General features: G+C 73.1%; 26 protein-coding genes. 7 read left to right on the forward strand and 19 right to left on the reverse strand.

Translation table 11 applies throughout. From position 1 onward, the window contains the following. Positions 1–311 precede the first annotated feature (311 nt). A complete protein-coding gene (locus ACIRPK_RS00515) occupies positions 312–734 on the reverse strand; it encodes a CBS domain-containing protein (protein ID WP_403030839.1) in 423 nt (140 codons plus the stop codon). 42 nt (positions 735–776) lie between these two features. Further along, on the reverse strand, positions 777–1,661 hold the full coding sequence (locus ACIRPK_RS00520; RefSeq protein ID WP_403030842.1) for a slipin family protein: 885 nt from the start codon (positions 1,659–1,661) through the stop codon (positions 777–779). Positions 1,662–1,740: 79 nt separating this feature from the next. On the opposite strand from ACIRPK_RS00520, the gene ACIRPK_RS00525 reads away from it, so the two are divergent. Further along, on the forward strand, positions 1,741–2,466 hold the full coding sequence (locus tag ACIRPK_RS00525) for a uracil-DNA glycosylase (protein WP_403030845.1): 726 nt from the start codon (positions 1,741–1,743) through the stop codon (positions 2,464–2,466). A 4-nt stretch (positions 2,467–2,470) separates the two neighbouring features. On the opposite strand, the gene ACIRPK_RS00530 is transcribed toward ACIRPK_RS00525, so the two are convergent. The 3 genes from ACIRPK_RS00530 to ACIRPK_RS00540 all read right to left on the reverse strand — a co-directional run bounded on the left by ACIRPK_RS00530 (position 2,471) and on the right by ACIRPK_RS00540 (position 4,273). Next, positions 2,471–3,268 (reverse strand): CHAD domain-containing protein, encoded by a 798-nt coding sequence (locus ACIRPK_RS00530; protein WP_403030848.1) that lies wholly within the window; start codon positions 3,266–3,268, stop codon positions 2,471–2,473. A gap of 102 nt (positions 3,269–3,370) precedes the next feature. Next, positions 3,371–3,844, reverse strand: coding sequence for a GNAT family N-acetyltransferase (locus tag ACIRPK_RS00535; RefSeq protein ID WP_403030849.1), 474 nt, complete (start codon positions 3,842–3,844; stop codon positions 3,371–3,373). Positions 3,845–3,868: 24 nt separating this feature from the next. Continuing rightward, the gene (locus ACIRPK_RS00540; protein ID WP_403030852.1) at positions 3,869–4,273 is read right to left on the reverse strand and encodes an ankyrin repeat domain-containing protein; all 405 of its coding nucleotides are present in this window, start codon (positions 4,271–4,273) and stop codon (positions 3,869–3,871) included. A 249-nt stretch (positions 4,274–4,522) separates the two neighbouring features. Here ACIRPK_RS00540 and ACIRPK_RS00545 point away from each other — a divergent pair, with 249 nt between their 5' ends. The 3 genes from ACIRPK_RS00545 (at position 4,523) to ACIRPK_RS00555 (ending at position 7,020) form a co-directional block, all read left to right on the forward strand. Continuing rightward, on the forward strand, positions 4,523–4,717 hold the full coding sequence (locus ACIRPK_RS00545; protein ID WP_057238163.1) for a hypothetical protein: 195 nt from the start codon (positions 4,523–4,525) through the stop codon (positions 4,715–4,717). A 100-nt stretch (positions 4,718–4,817) separates the two neighbouring features. After that, on the forward strand, positions 4,818–6,404 hold the full coding sequence (locus ACIRPK_RS00550; protein WP_403030853.1) for an FtsK/SpoIIIE domain-containing protein: 1,587 nt from the start codon (positions 4,818–4,820) through the stop codon (positions 6,402–6,404). 241 nt (positions 6,405–6,645) lie between these two features. Next, entirely contained in the window at positions 6,646–7,020 is a 375-nt protein-coding gene (locus ACIRPK_RS00555; protein WP_345286024.1) for an RNA polymerase-binding protein RbpA, read from the forward strand. 117 nt (positions 7,021–7,137) lie between these two features. On the opposite strand, the gene fxsA is transcribed toward ACIRPK_RS00555, so the two are convergent. The 4 genes from fxsA to ACIRPK_RS00575 form a co-directional block, all read right to left on the reverse strand. Further along, on the reverse strand, positions 7,138–7,710 hold the full coding sequence (gene fxsA / locus ACIRPK_RS00560; protein WP_403030856.1) for an FxsA family membrane protein: 573 nt from the start codon (positions 7,708–7,710) through the stop codon (positions 7,138–7,140). 86 nt (positions 7,711–7,796) lie between these two features. Further along, positions 7,797–9,410, reverse strand: coding sequence for an apolipoprotein N-acyltransferase (gene lnt, locus ACIRPK_RS00565; protein WP_403030859.1), 1,614 nt, complete (start codon positions 9,408–9,410; stop codon positions 7,797–7,799). Positions 9,411–9,514: 104 nt separating this feature from the next. Next, a complete protein-coding gene (locus tag ACIRPK_RS00570) occupies positions 9,515–11,122 on the reverse strand; it encodes an amidohydrolase (protein WP_403030862.1) in 1,608 nt (535 codons plus the stop codon). A 44-nt stretch (positions 11,123–11,166) separates the two neighbouring features. Then, a complete protein-coding gene (locus tag ACIRPK_RS00575; RefSeq protein ID WP_403030865.1) occupies positions 11,167–11,607 on the reverse strand; it encodes an Lrp/AsnC family transcriptional regulator in 441 nt (146 codons plus the stop codon). A gap of 229 nt (positions 11,608–11,836) precedes the next feature. Here ACIRPK_RS00575 and ACIRPK_RS00580 point away from each other — a divergent pair, with 229 nt between their 5' ends. Beyond that, entirely contained in the window at positions 11,837–12,271 is a 435-nt protein-coding gene (locus ACIRPK_RS00580; protein ID WP_403030867.1) for a hypothetical protein, read from the forward strand. Positions 12,272–12,319: 48 nt separating this feature from the next. Here ACIRPK_RS00580 and ACIRPK_RS00585 read toward each other — a convergent pair whose 3' ends face one another. Continuing rightward, on the reverse strand, positions 12,320–13,483 hold the full coding sequence (locus tag ACIRPK_RS00585) for an acyl-CoA dehydrogenase family protein (protein WP_403030870.1): 1,164 nt from the start codon (positions 13,481–13,483) through the stop codon (positions 12,320–12,322). 221 nt (positions 13,484–13,704) lie between these two features. Between ACIRPK_RS00585 and ACIRPK_RS00590 the strand changes: the two genes are divergently transcribed. Next, positions 13,705–14,298 (forward strand): uridine kinase, encoded by a 594-nt coding sequence (locus tag ACIRPK_RS00590; protein WP_403030872.1) that lies wholly within the window; start codon positions 13,705–13,707, stop codon positions 14,296–14,298. A 297-nt stretch (positions 14,299–14,595) separates the two neighbouring features. Then, positions 14,596–16,359: an AAA family ATPase gene (locus ACIRPK_RS00595; protein WP_403032681.1), complete on the forward strand. Its 1,764-nt coding sequence runs from the start codon at positions 14,596–14,598 to the stop codon at positions 16,357–16,359. 96 nt (positions 16,360–16,455) lie between these two features. On the opposite strand, the gene ACIRPK_RS00600 is transcribed toward ACIRPK_RS00595, so the two are convergent. The 9 genes from ACIRPK_RS00600 to ACIRPK_RS00640 form a co-directional block, all read right to left on the reverse strand. Next, the gene (locus ACIRPK_RS00600; RefSeq protein ID WP_403030875.1) at positions 16,456–17,490 is read right to left on the reverse strand and encodes a hemolysin family protein; all 1,035 of its coding nucleotides are present in this window, start codon (positions 17,488–17,490) and stop codon (positions 16,456–16,458) included. Next, positions 17,487–18,821, reverse strand: coding sequence for a hemolysin family protein (locus ACIRPK_RS00605; protein WP_403030878.1), 1,335 nt, complete (start codon positions 18,819–18,821; stop codon positions 17,487–17,489). The genes ACIRPK_RS00600 and ACIRPK_RS00605 overlap by 4 nt, the downstream gene beginning before the upstream one ends. A gap of 193 nt (positions 18,822–19,014) precedes the next feature. After that, positions 19,015–19,458, reverse strand: coding sequence for a PH domain-containing protein (locus ACIRPK_RS00610; protein WP_403030881.1), 444 nt, complete (start codon positions 19,456–19,458; stop codon positions 19,015–19,017). Positions 19,459–19,538: 80 nt separating this feature from the next. Further along, on the reverse strand, positions 19,539–20,387 hold the full coding sequence (hisG, locus tag ACIRPK_RS00615; protein ID WP_057238185.1) for an ATP phosphoribosyltransferase: 849 nt from the start codon (positions 20,385–20,387) through the stop codon (positions 19,539–19,541). Between the two features lie 53 nt (positions 20,388–20,440). Next, positions 20,441–20,713 carry a phosphoribosyl-ATP diphosphatase gene (locus ACIRPK_RS00620; RefSeq protein WP_057238187.1) on the reverse strand — a complete coding sequence of 91 codons (273 nt, stop codon included), beginning with the start codon at positions 20,711–20,713 and terminating at the stop codon, positions 20,441–20,443. Between the two features lie 95 nt (positions 20,714–20,808). Beyond that, positions 20,809–21,294 carry a 6,7-dimethyl-8-ribityllumazine synthase gene (ribH, locus tag ACIRPK_RS00625; RefSeq protein WP_057238189.1) on the reverse strand — a complete coding sequence of 162 codons (486 nt, stop codon included), beginning with the start codon at positions 21,292–21,294 and terminating at the stop codon, positions 20,809–20,811. 43 nt (positions 21,295–21,337) lie between these two features. Then, complete coding sequence (locus ACIRPK_RS00630) at positions 21,338–22,621, reverse strand: bifunctional 3,4-dihydroxy-2-butanone-4-phosphate synthase/GTP cyclohydrolase II (protein ID WP_403030885.1); 1,284 nt, start codon at positions 22,619–22,621, stop codon at positions 21,338–21,340. Further along, complete coding sequence (locus tag ACIRPK_RS00635; RefSeq protein ID WP_403030888.1) at positions 22,618–23,265, reverse strand: nicotinamide riboside transporter PnuC; 648 nt, start codon at positions 23,263–23,265, stop codon at positions 22,618–22,620. The genes ACIRPK_RS00630 and ACIRPK_RS00635 overlap by 4 nt, the downstream gene beginning before the upstream one ends. Next, complete coding sequence (locus tag ACIRPK_RS00640) at positions 23,262–23,924, reverse strand: riboflavin synthase (RefSeq protein WP_403030891.1); 663 nt, start codon at positions 23,922–23,924, stop codon at positions 23,262–23,264. The genes ACIRPK_RS00635 and ACIRPK_RS00640 overlap by 4 nt, the downstream gene beginning before the upstream one ends. Between the last annotated feature and the right edge of the window lie 164 nt (positions 23,925–24,088).

Consider the following 24,088-nt stretch of genomic DNA (forward strand, 5'->3'; position numbering starts at 1 on the left):
GGGCTGCGCTGTAGGCAGGTGCTCAGCGGCCTACTACCCAGGGGCTCGGGGGCTGCACTGTAGGCAGGCGCTCAACGGTCTACTACCCAGGGGCTCGGGGAACTGCGAGGACATCTGGCGCTCGGGTCACTGCGAAAGTGCCTGACCACCTACGCGACGATCACCTTGCAAGGGCCGGCGTCGCAGTTCCCCGAGCCCCTGACTCTCCCGAACCACCTGCCAAAGGCCGGCGTCGCCCACGCGGCGGAGCCGCACCACAGCACAGCCCCGAGCCCCTGGACCGTAGATGCCGAAGCACCTGCCCAAGGGCTCTACTCCGCGCAGATGGTCGTCACGAACTCGGCCACCCGTTCCTGCGGCATCCCCCGCGCGATGTCCGCCTCGCTGATCATCCCGACCAGCTCGTGGTCCGGGTGGTTGATCACCGGAAGCCGCCGCACCAGATGCTGCTCCATCACCCGCAGCACCTGCTCGACGTCCTCGTCCGCCTCCACCACCATCGGCCTGCCCTGGGCGAGTTCGCCCGCCGTGACGGTGCTCGGGTCCCGGCCCTCCGCCACGCACTTGAGCACGATGTCGCGGTCGGTCAGGATCCCCAGCAGCTTCTGGTTCTCCCCGCAGATCGGCAGTGCGCCGACGTCCCGTTCCTTCATGATCCGGGCCGCGTCGGCCAGCGTCTGCTGCTCCCCGACGCACTCGGCCCCGGTGTGCATGATGTCACCCGCAGTGGTCATCGTCCCGCCTCCTGCCGTCGGTCCCCCTGCACCCCTCACCCTTCACCCTGCACCGCCGCCACCACCACCGCCACCCAGCAGCGGATGCGCCAGCACCTCGTCCAGGTCGGGGAGTTCAAGCTGCTCGACGCCCCGCGCGGCCTTCGGCTCCGGTGCCCCGGCGGCCTCCACCCGGCGGGTGGCACTGTCCAGGAAGCGCAGCAGCTCGACCGGGAACGGCAGCACCAGGGTGGAGTTCTTCTCCGCCGCCACCTCCACCACGGTCTGCAGCAGCCGCAGTTGGAGCGCTGCGGGTGCCCGGCTCATGATGGTGGCCGCCTCGGCCAGCCGGGTGGAGGCCTGGAACTCGCCGTCCGCGGTGATGATCCGGGCCCGCCGCTCGCGCTCCGCCTCGGCCTGCCGGGACATCGAGCGCTTCATCGACTCGGGCAGCGCGACGTCCTTGATCTCCACCCGGTCGATCTGGATGCCCCAGCCCAGCGCCGGGCTGTCCAGCATCAGTTCGAGCCCCTGGTTGATCGGTTCGCGGTTGGCCAGCAGGTCGTCCAGTTCGCTCTTGCCGATGATCGACCGCAGCGAGGTCTGCGCCACCTGCGAGATGGCGAACTCGTAGTCCTGCACGGCCACCGAGGCCCGGACCGGGTCGACCACCTTGAAGTAGACCACCGCGTCGACCCGGACCGTCACGTTGTCCCGGGTGATGCCCTCCTGGGCCGGGATCGGCATCGTGACGATCTGGATGTTCACCTTCTTCATCCGGTCCACCGCCGGGACCAGGAAGACCAGCCCCGGCTGCCGGATCTCCTCCCGCACCCGGCCGAACCGGAACACCACCCCGCGCTGGTACTGCTGCACCACCCGCGTCCCGGCCCCGGCCAGCACCGCCGCCAGCAGGAGCACCGCCACCACAGCGCCAAGAACGATCATCACGCCACCTCGGGAAACGCCGGCCGCACGGACCCGCCCTCCACGCTACTCCGGCGTCGCCGTGCCTAGGATCGACGCCATGCATCCCGCCGAGGCCCATCTGCTCCCCGACCTGGCCACCCTGGACCGGGAGGTCACCGGGTGCCGGGCCTGCCCGCGCCTGGTGGCCTGGCGCGAGGAGGCCGCCCGGGTCAAACGCCGCGCGTACCAGGACTGGGACTACTGGGCCCGCCCGATCGCGGGCTTCGGGCCGCCGGACGCCGCGCTGCTGCTGGTCGGCCTGGCCCCCGCCGCGCACGGCGCCAACCGGACCGGCCGGATCTTCACCGGCGACCCGTCCGGCGACCTGCTGTACGCCACGCTGTACGAGCTCGGGCTGGCCAACCGGCCCGGCTCGGTGGTGCACGGCGACGGTCTCGAGCTGTACGGCGTCCGGATCACCGACCCGGTGCGCTGCGCGCCGCCCGAGAACAAGCCAAGCACCGAGGAGCGCGACACCTGCCGCCCTTGGATCGCCCGGGAGTTGACCTTCCTGCGCCCCACCGTCCGGACCGTGGTAGCCCTCGGCGGCTTCGCCTGGCAGGCGGCCCTCCCCGCGCTCGCCGCCGCCGGTTGGCAGCTGCCCCGCCCCCGCCCGGCCTTCGGCCACGGCGCCCGGGTCACCCTGGCCGCCACCGACGGCGGCGCCCCGCTCGAACTGATCGGCTGCTACCACGTCAGCCCGCGCAACACCTACACCGGCCGCCTCACCACCCCGATGCTCCGCGACCTGCTCGCCGAGGCCGCCCGCTCGGCCGGCCTCTGACCGGTCACCCCGGCCGGAGCAGCCGCTCGACCCGCTCGGGCTCGCACCCGACCGCGAGCTGCCGGGCGTACAGCACCCCGTACGCGAACGGGTGCGCCGTCCGGGCCAGTTCCCGCAGCGCCTGCCGGGCGACCACCGCGTCCTGGTGCGCGCCCAGCTCCTCCTGCACCGCCTTCATCCGCCGGGTCAGCCCCGCCGCGTCGGCCGTCTCCCCGAGGTAGCGGGCCCGCTTGGCGGCCTTCCGCGCCCGGTGCAGCGCCACGTCGCGCGCCTCGCCCGTGAGACCCCGGGTCGCGGCGAGCCGGCGGGCCACCCGGCGCTCGGCCCGCCGGGCCAGCTTCCGGTGGGGCGGCAGGCCGGTACCGTCCGGTGGCCGGGTCGACAGCTCACCGAGCCCGCCCAGCAGTGACCGGTACCAGGTGCTGTCCAGCGCCGCCAGCACCTCCGGGCGGGCGGCCGCCGCCCGCTGCCCGGCCCACCGCTCCAGCTCGGCCGCGACCAGCCCGGGTTCGCACTCGGCGGGCAGCTCCCGGGCCGCGGCCGACAGCGCGGCGCCGAGCACCTCGGCATCCCTGGCCGCCCCGAGCGCCTGCCCGAGCCGTCGCAGCCCGGCCCCCACCGGCGACTCCGGCCCGCCGTACTCCCGGAGCGCGCTCCGCAGCCGTCGGCAGGCGACCCGCATCCGGTGCACCGCGTCCGGCCCGTCGGCCCGGACCAGCGGCTCCAGACCGGCCAGCACCACGGTCTGCCGGGCGATCCGGGCGGCCAGCAGCTCCCCGGTCGGTGGGCGTCTGTTCGGCATCCGGTTCACCTCCGCACGGCTTCCAGGCTATGCCCGGCCCGACCCCGGACGCCGAAGCCGGGCCCGGACGGATCACGGGCCCGGCTTCGGTGAGCGGAAGGGTCAGCCGAGCTGCTTGCCGAAGCAGAGGCTCTCCGGGGAGTCCTTGTAGAGGCCGAACTTGGTGATCGGCAGGTAACCCTCGGAGCCGTACAGCGCGATCGCCTCCGGCTGCTCGGTGCCGGTCTCCAGGATCAGCCGGGTCAGCCCGGCCTCGGCGGCGGCCTGCTCCAGGTGCCGCAGCACGGCCCGGGCCAGGCCCCGGCCCCGGGCGCTCGCGGAGACGTACATCCGCTTCAGCTCGGCGTCACCGTCCCGGACGTCCTCCGGCCCGGCCTGCTTGACCCGCCAGCCGCCGCAGGCCACTGGCACGTCGTCCAGGTAGCCGACCACGAACAGCCCGGCGGGCGGCTCGAAGTGATCCGGGTGCATCACCGTCTCATCGGCCCCGCCGTACCGCTGGACGTACTCAAGCTGAACCTCGGCCGCGAGCTTCTCCGCGTCGGGGTGACCGTAACCGGTGGTGCGAATCTCCATGGTCGCCAAGCCTAAGGGCCCAGCTCAGCGCCGTTCGAACCGGGCCACCAGATCGTCCTTGCCGAACATCCGGGCGGTCTCGATCGCGGTCGGCGCACCGGCCCGCGGGTCGGCGTTCCCCTCCAGCAGGGCGGTGATCACCTCGGCCTCGCCCTTGAAGACGGCACCGGCCAGCGGGGTCTGGCCCCGGTCGTTCACCCGGTCCGGGTCGGCGCCGTGCGCCAGCAGGGACCGGACCGTCTCGGCGTGGCCGTGGTACGCCGCCAGCATCACCAGGGTGTCGCCCCGGTCGTTGGCCAGGTCGGCCGGCGCCCCGGCGTCCAGGTAGGCCGTGAGCAGCGCGGCGTCGCCCGTGCGGGCCGCGTCGAAGAGCTTGCCGGCGAGTGCGATGACCTCGGCGTCCGGGGTCTGGGGTGCGGAGTCGGCCATGACGGGGCCCTCTCGGATCGGGTCGGTAGTGCCGTACCGCACGGTATCGGACGACACGCGGTGGGGTGGGTCGAGCGGCCGTTCGGGCGAAATTTGCCGCTCGTGTACGGCCCAGCCAGGCGGTCCGGCGAGATCCACCCGTTTGCCACGTTCCATCATCTATTACTTTTTGTCACGATTGGGGCACTTTCGGTTACGCCTTTTTCCTTTTTATGCGTCCCCGCCGTCCCCAGATCGAGGAGCAGTCGCGTGATTCTCTCCATCTCCGGCATCGTCCTGTTCGGCACCATCGCCTTCCTGTTCTTCCGGCGAGACGGCCTCAAGATCTCGCACGCGCTGGTGTGCGCGCTGCTGGGTTTCTACATCGCGGGGTCCTCGATCGCACCCAGCATCCAGGCGGGCGGCGCGAGCCTGGCCAGCCTGCTCGGCGGCCTGAAGTTCTGACGGCGGCTCGGATTTCCCTCCGGCCCGGGTGCGGTGCCCAACCGCCCCGGGCCGTACGCACCCCCAAACCCGTCCCGAGCTGCCCGGGGAGAAGTCCCGAATGTCCCTGACCCGCCATCTCAGCCGCGGCCGCGACCTGGCCCGGACCGCAGGCGACCACGCCTCCGACATGTTCGCCCCGCTCACCGTGATCGGCCGCGGCCTGCGGCGCCACTCCGAGTGGCTGAAGGCCCGCTGGGCCGCCACCCCGAAGGAGAAGCGCGGCCCGACGGTCTTCCTGACCGCCGCCGGAGTGCTCGGCGTCTTCCTGCTCCCGCACGGCCCGCTGCTCGCCCTGGTCGCCCTGATGGCCAGCGCCGCCTGGGTCGGCCGCTCCCCCAAGGCGTCGCCCGCCGACCCCGAGCCGGACGCCGCCGACCTCAAGCTCACCGCGCTCTACGCCGCCCTGACCCCCTACCTGGCGGCGCCGGAGGAGCTCAGCCCGCTCTACGGCCCGGAGGGCCGCTACCAGGACGCGTTCAGCGGCTGGGAGTTCGACGACCAGGGCCGGCTGGCCATGCTCGACCTCGGCTATCCCGCGTACTTCACCGACACCGAGCCCGCTGCCCGGGCCCGGGTCGAGCAGGTGATCCAGGGCAAGGCGGGCCGGTCCAGGGAGTACCGCTTCGACTGGGACGAGGAGTCCAACCGGCTGCGGGTCACCGCGCTCGCGCCGCTGGCCACCGACATCGCCGCCCAGACCTTCGTCACCACCCCCGGCGAGATCGTGCTCGGCTTCACCGACGACCACGGCAGCCGCCGCACCATCCCGGTCACCCTGAACGGCGCCACCGTCCAGCAGCCGCCGGTGGTCTGGCGCACCGGCGCCCGCTCCTCCGAACCGCACCTGCTGGCCCTGGGCAGCGCGGGCTCGGGCACCTCGACCCTGATCCGCTCGATCGCGCTGCAGGCGCTCCGGCACGGCGACCTGATGGTGATCGACGGGGCCGGCACCGGCGAGCACGCCTGCCTGGTGAACCGGCCCGGCGTGCACACCGTGGAGACCAGCCTGCACGGCGCGCTGGCCGCCCTGGAGTGGGCCGCCCAGGAGACCGAACGCCGGCTCACCGCCCTGAACGCCGCCCGCCACCACGGCGTGGCCGCCCCCGAGGACGTCACCCGTCCGCTCTGGCTGCTGCTCGACCACCCCACCGAGCTCACCGAGCTGGCCCACGCCGAGGGCCGCCCCGACCCGCAGGAGCTGCTGGAGCTCCCGCTCCGGCACGGCCGGGCCGCCCGGGTCACCGTGGTGGTCGCCGACGACCTGGCCGCCTACGACCGGATCTCCCCCACCGTGCGGGCCACCACCCGGGCCCGGGTGATGCTCGGCCCGGCCACCCCCGGCAGCGCCGAGGCCGTGCTGACCGGCCCGCTGGACATCACCCCGGCCAACCGGACCCCGCCCGGCCGCGGCTACGCCCGGATCGGCGCGAGCGCCCCGGTCCGGCTCCAGGTGCCGGTCACCGTGGACCCGCTGGACGACGAGGCACCGGCCGCCCACCGGGAGGCGGTGATCACCCTGCTGCCGCACCGGGACACCAGGACCGAGGCCCCGGCGGTCGACCTCAAGGCCGGTTCCGCCACCCCGGCCGGCCCCCCTGAAATGCCGAAAGAGCCCCCTGCGGTCCGACCGCGTCCGGTGTGGTGACCCGACAGCGGTAAGCTGGCGCGCCACCCGTAGCCGGGTCGCTCTCCGCACATTTGGTGACACGCTGGGTGATAAATCCGTTCAGATGTGACAAAACGGGCGACGATGGGTACAAACAGTGGCGGTACGACAGGCGACGCATGTCCCCGGACGGGAATCTTCGTCGACGGCCGAGCGTTGACCGAACGACGATGACAGCGACCACTAGTCCTGTGGGCCATAAGCCCTGGAGGCACGATTCATGAGCGAGCGAGCTCTCCGCGGCACGCGACTCGGGGCCACTAGCTACGAGACCGACCGTGGAATTGATCTGGCTCCCCGCCAGACCGTTGAGTACGCATGTCAGAACGGACACCGATTCGAGGTTCCTTTCTCCGTTGAGGCGGAGATCCCCTCGGCTTGGGAATGCCGGTTCTGTGGCCAGGAGGCCATGCTGCTGGACGGTGATGAGCCGGAGGAGAAGAAGACCAAGCCGACGCGCACCCATTGGGACATGCTGATGGAGCGTCGGACGAGGGAGGAGTTGGAGGAGGTCCTGGCAGAGCGCCTGGCCGTACTCCGCTCCGGCGGGATGAACCTCGCGGTCCACCCCCGCGACACCCGCAAGAGCGCCTGACCCAGCGCCGCACGCCAGCGGCGACCCGAACCCGAAGGGGCCCGAGCTTCTCCCGAAGCCCGGGCCCCTCGGCTTTTCCGGTACGGCCGGTCGGCCGTACCCGTCGACCGGTCGGTCTCAGCCGCTGAGCGGCGGCCGGTGGTCGGTGTCCGGCCGGTCGCCGGCCGACGGCGCCGGGTCGACCACCTCGCCCTGGATCACCTTGCCGTCGGGGCGGTGGATCCGGATCTGCTCCTGCAGCCGCACCGCGTCCGCCAGCGGGTCATGGCCGACCGGCGCGCCGGAGCGCAGCGCCGTACTGGCGAACCGGCGGCCCAGCGCCCGCCAGAGTGCCCTGGTCGGCGGGAACAGCAGCGAGAGCCCGAGCACGTCCGACAGGAAGCCGGGCAGCATCAGCAGCATGCCGGCCAGCACCGTCATGCTGGTGCCGGTCTGCGGCTGCTGGGACTGCGGCTGCCTGCTCTGCTCGATCGCCGCCGAGATCGCCTTCAGCCCGGCCCGCTTGATCAGCCAGCCGCCCAGCAGCACCCCGCCGAGCAGCAGCAACAGGACCGCGAACCAGCTGGTCGCCGAGGCGACCACGGTCAGCAGCCAGATCTCCAGCACCAGCCAGGCGGCGATCAACAACGGCAGGACCCGCCGCACCCGGCTGCGCGGTGCCGACGGGGCCTGGGGAACTTGCTGGCTCACGGTACGAATCCACTCCATCGTGCTGCCCGCTCCACCGCCCGACCGGCTGTTCCGGCCGGGCTACCGGGCACCACCTGGCACAACGACTAGGACTCGGCCGGTGTTCCGGCGCCCCTCCGACGGCGGAACCCGTCCAGCACCACCAGGCCGCAGGCCAGCAGCCCGGCCAGCGCGAGCACCCACTCGGGGGCGGCACCGACCCGGTCCGCCAGGGTCCGGCCGTCCCGGAGCGGGACGACCGCGCTCAGCTGGGCCGCCGTCAGCTCCTCGGTGTGGTGGGTCACCGTGCCGTCCGGCGCCACGATCGCGCTGATCCCGCTGGTGGCGGCGATCAGCACGGCCCGGCCGTGCTCGACCGCCCGCAGCCGGGACATCGCCAGCTGCTGGTCGGGCTGGCCGCTCTTGGCGTAGGTGGCGTTGTTGGTCTGCACGACCAGCACCCGGCCGCCCTGGTTGACGGTGTCCCGGACGATCTCGTCGTAGGCCACCTCGAAGCAGATCACGTCGCCGATCCGGGCCGGCCCGAGCTGGAGCACGCCGCTGCCGGTGCCCGGGAAGAAGTCCCGGGCGACCTGCTGGAGCCGGGTGATCACCTTGGACAGCTGGTCCCGGAACGGCACGTACTCGCCGAACGGCACCGGGTGCTGCTTGGTGTACGAGGCGCCGGGGCCGGTCCTCGGGTCCCAGACGATGCCCTGGTTGAGCACGTGCTGCTCGTCCGGGCCGTTCACCAGCGCGCCGACCAGGACGGGGACGCCGATCGCCTTCACGGCGGCGTCGATCCGGCCGTACGCCTCGGCGCTGGTGAACGGGTCGAAGTCGGAGGAGTTCTCCGGCCAGATCACCAGGTCGGGACGCTCGGCCCGGCCGGCCGCGACCTCGGCGGCGAGCTGCTCGGTGGCGGCGGCGTGGTTCTTCAGCACCGTCATCGGGGTGCCGAGGAAGTGCATGCCGGGGTTGGGCACGTTGCCCTGGATCACCGCGACCTTGACGGTCTCGGCGGCGGCCGTCGGGACCGGCACCAGGTACCCGGCCAGCAGCACGGCCAGCGCGCCCGCCAGGGCCGGCGCCGCGGTCGGCAGCGAGCGGTGCGGACCCCGGCGCAGCCGCAGCGCGGCCCAGGCCAGCAGGGTGCCGCAGAGCGCGACCGCGAAGGTGACCAGCGGCGCGCCGCCGAGGGCGGCCAGCGGGGTGAAGGGGGTGGCGGTGTTGGCGAAGGCCAGCCGGCCCCAGGGGAAGCCGCCCAGCGGCAGCCGGTCCCTGGCCCACTCCTGGGTGACCCAGAGGCAGGCCGCCCAGACCGGCCGGCCGGGCAGCCGCGAGGTGGCGGCCAGCCCTGCGCCCAGCGCCGCCAGGAACAGCGCCTCGATCACCGACAGGCCGATGGTCGCGTCCAGGCCGATCACCCGCAGCCACCAGAGGAGCAGCAGGAAGAACGGCAGCCCGAACGCGAAGCCCGTCCAGGCCCCCTGCCGCGCCGTCCGCCCCCAGGTCAACAGCGACAGGCCGGCCACCCCGACCAGCGAGAGCGGCCAGGCGTCGTACGGCGGGAAGGCGAGCGCCAGCAGCAGACCGCAGAGCACCGCCAGCCCGGTCCGGGGCAGGCCGGCGACAAGCCGGCCGGGCCGCCCCGGTCGGGGGGCGGCGGGCTCCGGTTCGGGTGCGGCCACGGGGTGCTCCTGCTCGACGGGCAGTGCCATCCGCGCACCACCTCTCTGTCTGTGCAGGTCCATCCTGATCGGAAGACGGTACCCCGGATCCTCGACACCCGGTCGCCCAGGGTCCGGGCCGACCCGGTCGGCGGTCAGGCGGCGTACACCGTGCGGCCCCGGACCACCGTGCGCAGGCAGGTGGGGAGCGGCGAGCCCGGGGTCAGGTCGGGCAGGCCGGGGGTGCCGGAGCGGGGGTCGGTGGACCAGCCGGCCACCCGGGAGTCGGGGGCCTGGACCACCAGGTCGGCGGCCGCCCAGACGGCGAAGCTAGCCACCGCGCCGGGGACCAGCACGCCGTCCTGGTCCCGGCCGATCGCCCGCCAGCCGCCCCGGGTGTGGGCGGTGAAGGCGGCCCGGACCGAGATCCGGTGCTCCGCGGTCCGGTGGAAGGCGGCGGCCCGGACGGTGCCCCAGGGGTCCAGCGGGGTGACCGGGGCGTCCGAACCGAAGGCCAGCGGCACGCCCGCCCGCAGCAGCCCGGCGAACGGGTTCAGCCCGGCGGCCCGCTCGGCGCCCAGGCGCTGGGCGTACATGCCGTCCGGGCCGCCCCAGGCGGCGTCGAAGGCGGGCTGCACCGAGGCGGTCAGGCCGAGCTCGGCGAAGGCCGCGACGGCCTTCGGGTCGAGCGCCTCGGCGTGCTCGACCCGGTGCCGCCGGGCCCGGACCCGGTCCAGGCCGACCCGGTCGGCGGCGGCCCTGACCCCCTCCAGCACGGTGCCCAGCGCGGCGTCCCCGATGGCGTGGAAGCCGGCCTGCAGGCCCGCCTCGGTGCAGGCGGCGACGTGGTCGGCGACCTGCCGGGCCGTCAGGTAGGCGGCCCCGGTGTGCTCGGCGTCGGTGTACGGGGCGTGCAGGCAGGCGGTGTGCGAGCCGAGCGCGCCGTCCGCGAACAGGTCCCCGGCCGCGCCCAGCGCGCCCAGCCGGCGGGCGGTCTCCACCCCGGCGGGGGCGAGTTCGCCCCAGTAGCCGAACACCTCGGGGCCGGCGCCCTCGGCGGCCAGCGCGAGCAGCTCGGTGAAGTCCTGCTCGGAGGAGATGTCCGGGCCCGCGCACTCGTGCACGGCGCCGATGCCGAGTTCGGCGGCCCGGGTCAGCGCGGCCCGCTGGGCGGCCCGGCGCTGATCCGCCGTCAGGTGGGCGAGCGCGGCGCGGCGCACGGCGTGGTGGGCGTCCCGGCTCAGCGGGCCGTCGGGGTGGTACCCGGCGCGGTCGGCCAGACCCGTCGTCAGCTCCCGCAGCGCGCTGGAGGCGAGCGCGGAGTGCACGTCGGTCCGGGACAGGTAGAGGGCGGCGCCACCGGCGGCGGCGTCCAGCTCGGCGAGCGTCGGCGGCCGGCCCTCGGGCCACTTGGTCTCGTCCCAGCCGTGCCCGATCAGCACGCCGGGACCGGCGGCGGCGAAGGCCGTGACGGCGGCCAGCGCCTCGCCCAGCGAGGGGCAGCCGGTCAGGTCGAGGCCGGTCAGCGCGAGGCCGGCCGAGGTGGCGTGCACGTGGGCGTCCACGAACGCCGGGGTGACCAGCGCACCGTCCAGCTCGACCACCTCGTCGGCGGTCGCCGCGTACGGCTCGGCGGCGCCCTCGCTGCCGACCCAGGCGATGTGTTCGCCCTCGACCAGCATCGCGGTGGCGAACGGGTCGGCGGGGCTGTAGACGGAACCGCCGCGCAGCAGCACGGTCCGGGGGGTGGTGGATGCGCTCATGAGGCACAAGTCTGCACCCGCACGGCCGCCCCGCCGTCCCCGGGCTACAACTTGGGCGGCCGCGCCTCGTACGGGGTGGACAGCACCACGGTGGTCCTGGTCGACACCCCCGCCGCGCTGCGGATCCGGGCCAGCAGGTCCTCCAGGTCGCCGGGGGCGCCGACCCGCACCTTGAGGATGTAGTTCTCGTCGCCCGCGACGCTGTGGCAGGCCTCGATCTCCGACAGCCCGGCCAGCCGGTCCGGGGTGTCGTCCGGGGAGCTGGGGTCGAAGGGCTTGACGGAGATGAAGGCGGTGAGCGCCAGATCGACCGAGTCCGGGTCGATGATCGCCGTGTAGCCGCGGATCACCCCGCGCTGTTCGAGGCGGCGCACACGTTGGTGCACCGCCGAGGTGGACAGGCCGGTGGCCTTGCCCAGGTCCGTGTAGCTCATCCGGCCGTCCTCGAGGAGCAGCTGAACGATGCGTTGGTCGAGATCCTCCACAGTGCGCAAACCTACTGCCCCGCAACCCCTGCCGCCGACAGCAGGGGGTCGGCAGGGCCCGGTACGGGTCCGGGGGGCGCACGCTCCGGCACATGCCGCGTGAATGTGGCGAGCGCCACATGGCGTGCATCACACTGCGTCCGGACGCAGGATTATGAGGCCCCGTCAGCGGGAAATGGTGCTCTTGGCCAGGGCCGACGTCGGCCGGGCCCGATCCGAGGGGGATCAGATGCCTGCTGTGGAACAGCCTTCCCGCGCCGCTGCGGAGGACGAGGAACGCTTCGACCTCGACGACTTCCCGGGGGTGGACCCGGGCGAGATGGAGACCTGGGACATCTTCCGGGTGCACTGCCCCGAGTGCGACCGTCCGATCGCCCTGCTGGGCGACGAGGAGCAGCTGCCGCAGCACGCGGTGCTGCCGACCGCCTGGCACCCGTTCTCCCCCGCGCTCTGCCCCGGCACCGGCGCCCCGACCGACGACCTGACGGAGTGCGACTCGATCGAGCACGCCGCCGTCGAGAGCCTGGCCCTGGGCAGCTCCCCCGCCGAGTTCGACTGGCGCACCAGCCCGTTCTCGCACGCGAGCGCCCCGGGCGCGGGCCCGCTGGAGCGCCGCTCGCGGGTCCCCGCCCAGCGCTCGCGGGCCGGTCTGGTCCGGCACTGATCCCGACCGGCTCCGGCGTCCGCCCGCGGGCGGACGCCGGAGCGGCGGTCAGCGACCGGTCAGGTGCCGGCCGATCACCAGGCGCTGGATCTGGTTGGTGCCCTCGACGATCTGCAGCACCTTGGCCTCCCGCATGTACCGCTCGGCGGCGTAGTCCTGGGTGTAGCCGTACCCGCCGAGCACCTGGACGGCGTCGGTGGTGACCGCCATCGCGGCGTCGGTGCAGAACAGCTTCGCCATCGCGGCCTCCTTGGAGAACGCCATCCCGGCGTCCCGGCGGCGGGCCGCCGCGAGGTAGAGCGCGCGCCCGGCCTCCACCTTGGTGGCCATGTCGGCCAGCATGAACGACAGGCCCTGGAACTCGGCGATCGGGCGGCCGAACTGCTGCCGGGTGCCCGCGTACTCGACCGCGAGGTCGAGCGCGGCCTGGGCCACGCCGATCGCGCAGGCGGCGATGCCGAGCCGGCCGGAGTCCAGCGCGGACAGCGCGATCTGGAACCCCTGCCCCTCCTCGCCGACCAGGCGGTCCCGGTCCACCCGGACGCCGTCGAAGTGGATCTGGGCGGTGGGCGAGCTGCGCATGCCCATCTTGTGCTCCGGCGGCGCGGCCGACAGGCCGGTGCTGTCGCCGGGCACCAGCAGGCAGCTGATCCCGCGCGGCCCGTCCACGCCGGTGCGGGCCATCGTGCTGTAGAAGTCGGCGTGCCCGCCGTGGGTGATCCACGCCTTGGTGCCGTTCACCACGTAGCTCTCGCCGTCCAGGTCGGCCCGGGTGCGCAGCGCGGCGGCGTCGGAGCCGGACTGCGGCTCGGAGAGGCAGTACGCGCCGAGCTGCTCGCCGCCCAGCATGCCGGGCAGCCAGCGCTCGCGCTGCGCGTCGGTGCCGAAGGTGGCCAGCGCGTGGCAGGACAGCGTGTGCACGCTGACCCCGAGCCCGACCGCCAGCCAGCCGGCCGCCAGCTCCTCCAGCACCTGGAGGTACACCTCGTACGGCTGCCCACCGCCGCCGTGCCGCTCGTCGTACGGCAGCGACAGCAGCCCGGCCTCACCGAGGGTGGCGAACACCTCGCGCGGGAACCGTCCGACCGCCTCGTCCTCGGCGGCGCGCGGCTCCACCTCGTTGCGCACCAGGTCCCTGGTGAGGGCGAGCAGCTCCCGGGCCTCCTCGCTGGGAAGCTGGCGGTCCACGGGCTTGGCAGCGGCGGGGGTCATGACGGTACGTCGCCTCCTCGGTCGGGCGCCGGTCCCTGGGGGTTCGGGTACGGCACGGCAGGGTCGGCCCGGGCGGCACCGGATCGCGGTGAACGCCCGTTCACTGGGCTTGGCGATGTGAGTATGCCCGATACGGGGCGTGCCGTCACGGTCCGGTCCGGCACATCACCCGGACCCCCGCTGCCACCACGTCGGACCCGGGCCGCCCGTAAAGTGGGGCGGTGACCCGATCCGACCTGATTTCGCTGGCCGCCGAGCTGCGCGCACTGCCGCCGTCCTGCGGTCCGGTGCGGCTGGTCGGCGTGGACGGGCACGCCGGCTCGGGGAAGACCACCTTCGCGACCCGGCTCGCCACGGCGCTCGGCGGGGCGCCGGTGGTGCACCTGGACGACCTGGCCACGCACCGTGAGCCGTTCGGCTGGACGGGGCGGCTGCGCAAGCAGCTGCTCGACCCGCTGAGCCGCGGCGAGCCGGCCGAACACCAGGTCTACGACTGGGTGTTGCGCCGTTTCACGGGCAGCCGGCGGGTGCCCGCCGCGCCGGTGGTACTGATCGAGGGGGTGGGTGCCGGGCGTCGCGAACTCCGGCCGCTGCTGGCCCGGTTGATCTGGCTGGAGCTGGACCAGCCGGCCGCCCGGGCCCGGGGCGAGCGGCGGGACGGGCCGGAACTGGCCGAGTTCTGGGCCGGCTGGAGCCGCGCCGAGCTGGCGCATTTCGCCGCCGACCCGAGCCGTCCGTATGCCGATCTACGGGTGCACGGAGTCACCGGGCGGATCGTCCGGAGCACCCTCGGTGAGCCTGCGCGACGCCCTTGACCTGGGCAGTCGTCAGGACTTAGGTTCAGCTCAGCGCGAGATTAGTTGATCGCGCAACATTAGACGCGGCACCTCCGGCTTGTTCCCCCGTGAGCCGGAGGTGCCGTTCTTCGTTCCCCAACCACCGCCCGCCCGGCCGGATTTGACTCCGCGCGACACCCTTCCGGATCAGCTCACCCCCGGTACGATTCCTGACAGGGGGTGCCTTCGGTGCACACGGCGGGGGGCTGAGTGACAGTGGACAGTTCCGGTACGGCGGGACCCGAGCGGCTGGCCGACCGTGCCTGGCTGCGCGGCATGGACGCCTACGCGGCCGGGTCGTACGCCCGCGCGGAGGAGGAGTTCCGCACCGCGGTCGAGCTCGACCCGGGGATGGCCGACGCCTGGCTCGGCCTGCACGCGCTGCGCTGCGACACCTCGGGCGCCCTGCTCGCGATGCACCGCCACCAGAAACGTTTCGGCGAGCAGCGGGCCAAGCACCGCAGACCGCTGAGCTCCTGGTTCTGGCTCGGCTGGTGGGTCCAGCCGGTACTGGAGGACGGTCGCGACCTCGCGCTCGCGCACGCCTCGCACTGGCTGGACGGCCGGCACCTGGCCGAGCTGGACACCGCACTGGCCGGCTGCCCGGACCCCGAGCAGGACCCCTCGGTCCGCTTCTTGCACGCCTGCCGCTCCTACCTGCTCAAGGACTGGGAGCAACTCATCCGGGACACCGACCAGTTGCTCGACGACCAGCTGCTCGGCATCGAGGCCGGACTGTTCGCCGGGATGGCCCGGGTCCGGCTCGACATGTGCGCCCAGGCCCAGCACCCGCTGGCCGCCTCGCTGGCCCGCTGCCGGTCCGAGCAGCCGCAGCGCAAGGAGCTGCGGTACTGGCTGGCCCGCGCCTACGAGGGCTCCGGGCGCAGCGCCGCCGCCCTCCCGCTCTACCGCGCGGTGCACCGGGCCGACCCCGGCTTCATGGACACCGCCGCCCGGCTGGCCGCCATCGCCACCGAGGACGGGGTGCTCGACGTGCTGGTCCCGGTGGACGACAGCGGTGGTGAACTCCCGATGCCCGACGAGGACTTCGTCCCGTTCTTCGAACCCGAGGAGACCCCGGCCGCACCCCCGGCGAAGGCCCCCGAGCGCACCCCGCTGCCGGTCCGGGCCGAGGCCCCGGCCACCGTCGGCCCGGCCGACCGCACCGGCCCCCGGTGGCACGGCCCGCAGAGCCTGGACGTCGCGCTCGCCGAGCTGGAGCAGATGGTCGGCCTGGAGCCGGTCAAGCGTCAGGTCCGGGCGCTGTCCGCGCAGTTGCGGATGTCCAGACTGCGGGCCGACCAGGAGCTGCCGGTGCAGCCGCCGAAGCGGCACTTCGTCTTCTCCGGCCCCTCCGGCACCGGCAAGACCACGGTGGCCCGGATCCTCGGCCAGGTCTTCCACGCCCTCGGGCTGCTCTCCGGCGACCACCTGGTGGAGGCCCAACGGGCCGACCTGGTCGGCGAGTTCCTCGGCCAGACGGCGGTCAAGGCGAACGAGCTGATCGACTCCGCGCTGGACGGGGTGCTGTTCATCGACGAGGCGTACAGCCTCTCCAACTCCGGCTACAGCAAGGGCGACGCGTACGGCGACGAGGCGCTCCAGGTGCTGCTCAAGCGCGCCGAGGACAACCGGGACCGGCTGGTGGTGATCCTGGCCGGCTACCCCGAGGGGATGAACCGGCTGCTGGCCACCAACCCCGGCCTCAACTCCCGCTTCACCACCCGGGTGGACTTCCCCAGCTACCGCCCCTCCGAGCTGACCGCGATCGGCCGCACGCTGGCCTCCGGCGGCGGCGACGACTGGGACCGGGACGCCTCCGACGAGCTGGCCAGCATCTGTGCCCACGTGGTCCGCGAGGGCTGGATCGACAACCTCGGCAACGGACGCTTCATCCGCACCCTGTACGAGAAGTCCTGCGCCTACCGCGACCTGCGGCTGTCCGCCCTCCCCGGCACCCCGTCCCGGGAGGACCTGGCCACCCTCCGGCTCCCCGACCTGGTCCAGGCGTACGGCGAACTCATCGACGGCAGGACCTGACCGGGGCCCGGCGGCCCACTGCCCGAAGGGCGGCGGGCCGCCGGGCCCCGGCCGGCACATCGTTGCGGACCACCCGGGTCGGCACGACGGGACGGGCTACACCAGCCGGTGGTCCGGGTCGTGCATCTCGCCGACCAGCTCCTCCAGGACGTCCTCCAGCGCGACCAGGCCCAGCGGCTTGCCGTCCTGGTCCACCACGGCCGCCAGGTGCGAGGCGGCCCGCCGCATCGCCCCCAGCGCGTCGTCCAGCGGCAGGTTGCCGCGCAGCACCGTCACCGGGCGCCAGAGCCTGGCCGGCATCGGGGCGTCCCGGTCCTCGACGTCCAGCACGTCCTTGACGTGCAGGTAGCCCAGCACCACGCCCTCCCCGTCGACCACCGGGAACCGGGAGAACCCGGTCCGCACCGCGAGCTCCTCGATCTCGGCGGCGGTCACCTTGCTGCCGACCGTGACCAGCTGGTCGGCGGGCAGCAGCACGTCGGTGATCGGGCGGCCGCCCAGCTCCAGCGCGTCCTCCAGCCGCTCCTGGCGGCCCTGGTCGAGCAGACCGGCCTCCTTGGAGTCGGTCAGCAGGTAGAGCAGCTGCTCGGTGGTGAAGACCGACTCGACCTCGTCCTTGGGCTCCACCTTGACCAGCCGGAGCAGGCTGTTGGCGAAGGCGTTCAGGAACCGGATCACCGGGCTCAGCCAGCGGGCCAGCCGGTCCAGCGGCGGGCCGAGCCAGAGCGCGGCCTTCTCGGGGCCGGCCAGCGCGATGTTCTTCGGGACCATCTCGCCGACCACCATGTGCAGGAAGACCACCAGGGCCAGCGCCAGCACGTAGCCGATCGGGTGGACCAGCTGGTCCGGTACGCCGAGGGCCTCGAACGGGCCCTCCAGCAGGTGCGCGATGGTCGGTTCGGCCAGCGCGCCGAGCAGCAGCGAGCAGACCGTGATGCCGAGCTGGGCGGCCGCCAGCATCGCGGAGACGTTGGACAGCGCGTGCAGCACGGTGCGGGCCCGCTTGTTGCCGGCCTCCGCGAGCGGCTCGATCTGGCTGCGCCGGACCGAGATCACCGCGAACTCGGCGCCGACGAAGAAGCCGTTGCCGAGCAGCAGCAACAGCGAGGCGGCCAGTTGGAGCGCGGTCATCGGTCCTCGTCCTCGGTGGGGGTGTGCCGGTCGACCCGCTCGACCAGCACCCGGCTGGTCCGGTGGCGTTCGACGCCCAGCACGGTGAGTCGCCAGCCCGGAAGTGACGCCTGCTCACCCGGCGCGGGCAGCTTGCCGAGCAGGTCGGCGAGCAGGCCGCCGAGCGTCTCGTACGGCCCGTCGGGGGCGTGCAGGCCGATCGCCTCCAGCTGGTCGGTCCGGGCCCGGCCGTCGGCCTCCCAGACCGGCAGGCCGTCCTTCGGCGGCAGCTGCCGCAGCTCGGGGACGTCGGCCTGGTCGTGCTCGTCCTGCACCTCGCCGACGATCTCCTCGACGATGTCCTCGATGGTGACCACCCCGGCCGTGCCACCGTACTCGTCCACCACGATCGCCATCGGCTGTTCGCGGCGGAGCTGGTCCAGCAGCAGTTCGGCGGGCAGCGTCTCGGGCACCAGCAGGGCGGCGGTGGCGAGTTGGGCCACCCTGGTGTGCGAGCGGCGCTCGGCCGGCACCGCCAGGGCGTCCTTCAGGGTGACCGTGCCGGTCACCTCGTCCAGGTTGTCGGCGTAGACCGGGAACCGGGAGAAGCCGGTGGCCCGGGTCAGGTTGAGAACGTCCGAGGCGGTGGCGTCCCGCTGGAGGGCGGTCACGTCGACCCGGGGGGTCATCACGCTCTCGGCGGTCAGGTCGGCCAGGCTGAGGGTCTTCACGAAGAGGGTCGCGGACTGTTCGTCTATCGCACCCTCCTTCGCGGAGTGCCGGGCCAGCGAGACCAGTTCGGCCGGGGTACGGGCGTGGCCGAGCTCCTCCTGCGGCTCGATGCCGAGGGCCCGGACCATCCGGTCGGCCGAGCCGTTCAGGAAGCTGATCAGCGGACGACAGGCGGCCGAGAACAGCCGCTGCGGGCCGACCACCGCGTACGCGACCTGGATCGGGTGCGAGATCGCCCAGTTCTTCGGCACCAGTTCGCCGACCACCATCTGGAACACGGTGGCCAGCAGCATGCCGACGGCGACCGACACGCCGTGCGCGGCCGCGACCGGCACCCCGACGGCGGTGAAGACCGGGCTGAGCAGCACGGAGAGGGCCGGCGAGGCCAGCATGCCGACCACCAGGGAGGTGACGGTGATGCCGAGCTGGGCACCGGAGAGCTGGAAGGAGAGCTGGCGGAGCGCCTTCAGGACGCTCTCGGCCTTGCGGTCGCCGGTGGCGACGGCACGTTCGACGGCTCCGCGGTCCACCGTGACGAGGGCGAACTCCGCGGCCACGAAGAGGCCGTTGGCGAGGATGAGCAGCACGGCCGCGAGCAGCAGCAGCCAGGCGGTGATCACAGTGCCGCCTGCCTTCCGATGACCGGATGCGAGGCGGCGCGGGTACTACCGGACGGATCGTCCATCGAGGTGGGGAGTCACTCCTCTGGTCGTGGGTGAGTGGGATGGGGCTTTGCCCCGGCTTTACCAGCGTAAACGATATCCGTACGAGGATAAGGAACCTGTTCGGCCCCCCGCTTCCGCGCCACGCCGTTCAGTTCTGCGCCGCACTGTGGTCCTCGACCAGGTCGCGCAGCGCCCGGGCGGCCCGGACGGCCTGCTCCCGTCCGCCCGCCGGCTGGATGCCGACGGCGGCCAGCGAGGTGCCGTCGGCGAGGTCGAGCATCACCCAGGGGTCGCCCTGACGGAAGTTCACCCGGACGATCTGCGGCCAGCTCAGCCGGTGCCGCCGGACGAAGTTGACCACCGTGACGCCCTCGGCGTCGGCGCTCACCCGGGGGCGGGCCAGCAGCAGGCCGACCGCCGAGAACAGCAGCCCGCTGACGAAGATCGCCACCCGGTCGTTGACCTGCCAGTTCGACGGCAGCGCGAACGCCAGCACGGTGAACAGCACCAGCAGCAGGCCGCAGATCCCGGCCAGCACGGCACGGTTGCGGCGCGGTGCCCAGGTGACGGGCAGTTCGACGGGGTGGGACACGGTGGCTCTCCGAACGGCGGGGTCTCAGGAACGCGAAAGCGGGGCGGAGCCGGCAGTACCGGCCCCGCCCCGATGACCCGTCAGAGCCGGCAGGCGTGGATGTTGGTGACCAGGATGGCGCGGGCGCCGATGCTCCAGAGGTCGTCCATGATCCGCTGGGCCTCCTTGCGGAGCACCATCGAGCGGACCGCGACCCAGCCCTCGGTGTGCAGCGGCGAGACGGTCGGCGACTCCAGGCCGGGCGTCAGGGCGACCGCCGCGGAGACGTGCTCGGCGCGGATGTCGTAGTCCATCAGCACGTACCTGCGGGCCACCAGCACGCCCTGGAGCCGACGCAGGAACTGCTCGACCCCGGCGTCCTCGCCGGCGCCCTTGGGCCGGATCACCACCGCGTCCGAGACCAGGATCGGCTCGCCGAAGATCTCCAGGCCCGCGTTCCGCAGGCTGGTGCCGGTCTCCACCACGTCGGCGATCACGTCGGCGACGCCGAGCTGCACCGCGGTCTCCACCGCGCCGTCCAGCTTGGTGACGGTGGCCTTCACGCCCTGCTCGGCCAGGTGCTGCTCGACCAGGCCGGTGTAGGAGGTGGCGATCCGCAGCCCCTCCAGGCCCGCGACGTCCCCGACCTCGAAGCCGACCGGCCGGGCGAACCGGAAGGTCGAGCCGCCGAAGCCGAGCGCGAGCACCTCCTCGGCGTTGGACGCCGAGTCGAGCAGCAGGTCGCGGCCGGTGATCCCGATGTCGAGCCGCCCGGAGCCGACGTACACCGCGATGTCGCGCGGGCGCAGGAAGAAGAACTCGACCTGGTTCTCCGGGTCGACCAGCACCAGTTCCTTGGGGTCCTTGCGCTGCCGGTACCCGGCCTCATGGAGCATCTCCGCCGCGGGACCCGAGAGCGAACCCTTGTTGGGGACGGCGATGCGCAGCATGAGAGGTGAATCCTTCGCTGTGGTGGTGAACGGGGTGAGCGGGAGGGCGGGGTTCAGAGGTACTTGTAGACGTCGTCGAGCGTCAGCCCGCGGGCGACCATCATCACCTGGAGGTGGTAGAGGAGCTGGGAGATCTCCTCGGCCGTCTCCTCCTCCGACTGGTACTCGGCGGCCATCCAGACCTCGGCGGCCTCCTCGACGACCTTCTTGCCGATGGCATGCACGCCCTGCTGGACGAGCTGCGCGGTACGGGAGGACGAGGGGTCGCCGGTGGCGGCCTTCTGCTGGAGCTCGGTGAACAGCTCCTCGAATGTCTTCGAAGCCATGATGGGCTCACCTTACGGCTTGCAGGCATCACGACGGTAAACGGTCCCGGACCGTGGACAGTCCTTTGGACGCCACGATCCGGGACCGAACGCTGCTAGCGCCAGGGCTCGGAGACCGAGCGGAGCGCGGCGGCGGTGGCCACGGCGGCGGTGACCGCCTCGTGGCCCTTGTCCTCGGCCGAGCCGGGCAGGCCCGCGCGGTCCAGCGCCTGCTGCTCGTTGTCGCAGGTCAGCACGCCGAAGCCGACCGGGACCCCGGTGTCCACGCTGACCTGGGTGAGGCCGAGGGTGGCACCCTGGCAGACGTAGTCGAAGTGCGGGGTGCCGCCGCGGATCACCACGCCGAGCGCCACCACGGCGTCGTAGCCCCGGTCCGCGAGCTGCTTGGCGGCCACCGGCAGCTCGAAGGTGCCGGGCACCCGGACGATGGTGGGCTCCTCGATCCCGAGCTCCTTGAGTGCGCGGTGCGCGCCGTCCAGCAGGCCGTCCATCACCTGCTGGTGCCACTGTGCGGCGATCACCGCGACCCGCAGGTCGGCGCAGTTCTTCAGGGTCAGCTCGGGGGCTCCGTGGCCGCTCACGTCGTTCTTCCTGTCTGTCGAAAAGGTGCGTACGGAAAGGGTGTCAGGAGTTCTGGTCGAGCCACGGGAGCTCGTGGCCCATCCGGTCGCGCTTGGTGCGCAGGTAGACCGCGTTGTGCTCGCCGGGCTCGATCTCGACCGGGCGACGGTCCGTCACCTTGATGCCGTGCTCGGTCAGCGCCGCGATCTTGTCCGGGTTGTTGGTGAGCAGCGTGAGGGTGTGCACCCCGAGGTCGGTGAGGATGTGGGCGCCGATGCTGTAGTCCCGGGCGTCGGCGGGCAGGCCGAGCTCCAGGTTGGCGTCCACGGTGTCCCGGCCCTGCTCCTGGAGCTCGTACGCGCGCAGCTTGTGGGTCAGGCCGATGCCCCGGCCCTCGTGGCCGCGCAGGTAGAGCACCACGCCCCGGCCGGCCGCGGCGACCTGGGCCAGCGCGGTCTGCAGCTGCGGGCCGCAGTCGCAGCGCTGCGAGCCGAACACGTCGCCGGTCAGGCACTCGGAGTGCAGCCGGACCAGCACGTCTTCGCCGGACGGCAGCTTGCCGTCCGCGCCGAGGCCGCCCGCGACCAGCGCGATGTGCTCCACCCCGTCCAGCGTGCCCCGGTACCCGACGGCGGTGAACTCGCCGTGCACGGTGGGGAGTCGGGTGACGGCGGCGCGGGTCACGTGCAGCTCGGTGCGGCGCCGGTAGGCGATCAGGTCCTCGATCGAGATGATCGCCAGCCGGTGCTCGCGGGCGAACGCGACCAGCTCGGGCAGCCGGGCCATGGAGCCGTCGTCGTTGACCACCTCGGCGATCGCGCCGGCCGCGGGAAGCCCGGCCAGCCGGGCCAGGTCGACGGCGGCCTCGGTGTGGCCGGGGCGGACCAGCACGCCGCCCTCCACCGCCCGCAGCGGGAAGACGTGGCCGGGGCGGGTCAGGTCGCCCGGCTCGGTGGCCGCGGTGGCCAGCAGCTTGACCGTGCGGGCCCGGTCGGCGGCCGAGATGCCGGTGTCCACGCCGTCCTTGGCGTCCACCGAGACGGCGTAGGCGGTGCCCTTGCGGTCCTCGTTGACGGCGGTCATCGGGGGCAGCTTGAGCCGGTCCAGCTCCTCGCCGGTCATCGGCACGCAGATCACGCCGGAGGTGTAGCGGATGGTGAAGGCCATCAGCTCCGGGGTGGCGGCCGAGGCGGCGAAGATGATGTCGCCCTCGTTCTCGCGGTCCTCGTCGTCCACCACGATGACCGGGCGGCCGAGCGCGATGTCGGCGATCGCCCGCTCGACCGGGTCGAGCGCGAAGGCGTCGTCGATCAGCTGACGGATGTCGGATTCGGGCTGGATGGTCATGCCGAAACTCCCTGCAGGACGGCCGCCTTGGCGGGACGAGGGGTGCGGGTGCGCAGCCACCAGGCGCGCAGGCCGAGCAGCACCAGCACGAAGTAGATGGCGTAGGTGAGACCGGAGAAGGTGTAGCCGCTGGCGAAGGCGAGCGGGACGCCGACCAGGTCGACGGCGATCCAGGCGAACCAGAACTCGACCCAGCCCCTGGCCTGGGCCACCATCGCCGCCAGCGTGCCGACGAAGATGTAGGCGTCGGCCCACGGGCTCCAGGAGAGCGAGGGGTAGGCCAGGAAGATCCCGGCCACCGCGACGGTGGCCAGCGCGGTGCCGCCGATCAGCGCGGCCCGCTCCCGGGCGGTGGCGAACCGGACCTCGATCTCACCGGTGGAGCGCCGGCCGCGCTGCCACTGGGTCCAGCCCCAGACCGCGGCGACGATCACGACGCCCTGCTTGCCGATCAGCCCGGTCAGGTGAGCCGACAGGTAGGCGCCGATCAGCACCACGGCGGACAGCAGCTGGACCGGCCAGCTCCACGTCGAGCGGCGCCAGCCGAGCGCGAGCGCGGCCAGGCCGAGCAGGTTGCCCACCATGTCGGTCCACTTGACCGCCTGGCCGAATATCGAGAACGCGGTCTCGTTGAGCCAGTTCACGAGAGGTCCTTGCCGAGGGTGTCGGGCAGGGTGCGGGTGTCGAGCAGCCGCTCGACGTACTTGGCCAGCACGTCCACCTCGAGGTTGACCGGGTCGCCGACCGCCTTGGTGCCGAGGGTGGTGAGGGCCAGCGTGGCCGGGATGAGGCTGACGCTGAAGCTGTCGATCGCGGCGTCGACCACCGTGAGGCTGACGCCGTCCACCGTGATCGAGCCCTTCTCCACCAGGTACCGGGTGATGGACTGCGGGAGCGAGAAGCGCAGCACCTCCCAGCGCGGCAGGCCGTCCGCGTCCAGGTCGCCGGGCTCGCGGGAGAGCAGCGTCCCGGTGGCGTCCACATGGCCCTGGACCAGGTGGCCGCCGAGCCGGGCGCCGAGCGCCATCGCCCGCTCCAGGTTGACCCGGGAGCCGGGGGCGAGCACGCCCAGGCTGGACCTGTGCAGCGTCTCGGCCATCACGTCGGCGCTGAACTCGCCGGTGGCGGAGGCCAGTTGGTCAGGGGTGTCGACGACGGTCAGGCAGACGCCGTTGACCGCGATGGAGTCGCCGTGGCCGGCGTCGGAACAGACCACGGGGCCACGCAGGCGGATCCGCGACGAGTCGCCGATCTCCTCGATGGAGACGACCTCGCCGAGCTCTTCGATGATGCCGGTGAACACCCGGGTTCTCCTCGCGCTGAGAGCGCGGACTCCGGGGCGGCATGGGAGCTGACACGACGAACGGCGACCAGACGGGTGCCCAGGAGGAGCCCTCACCAAAGAGAGCTCTCGCCCGACTCACGGCTCTTCGGGGAGAGCCGTGGCACCGCTGAGAAACCACTCGC

This window comes from Kitasatospora sp. NPDC101801, from assembly GCF_044766665.1.
Classification (GTDB): domain Bacteria; phylum Actinomycetota; class Actinomycetes; order Streptomycetales; family Streptomycetaceae; genus Kitasatospora.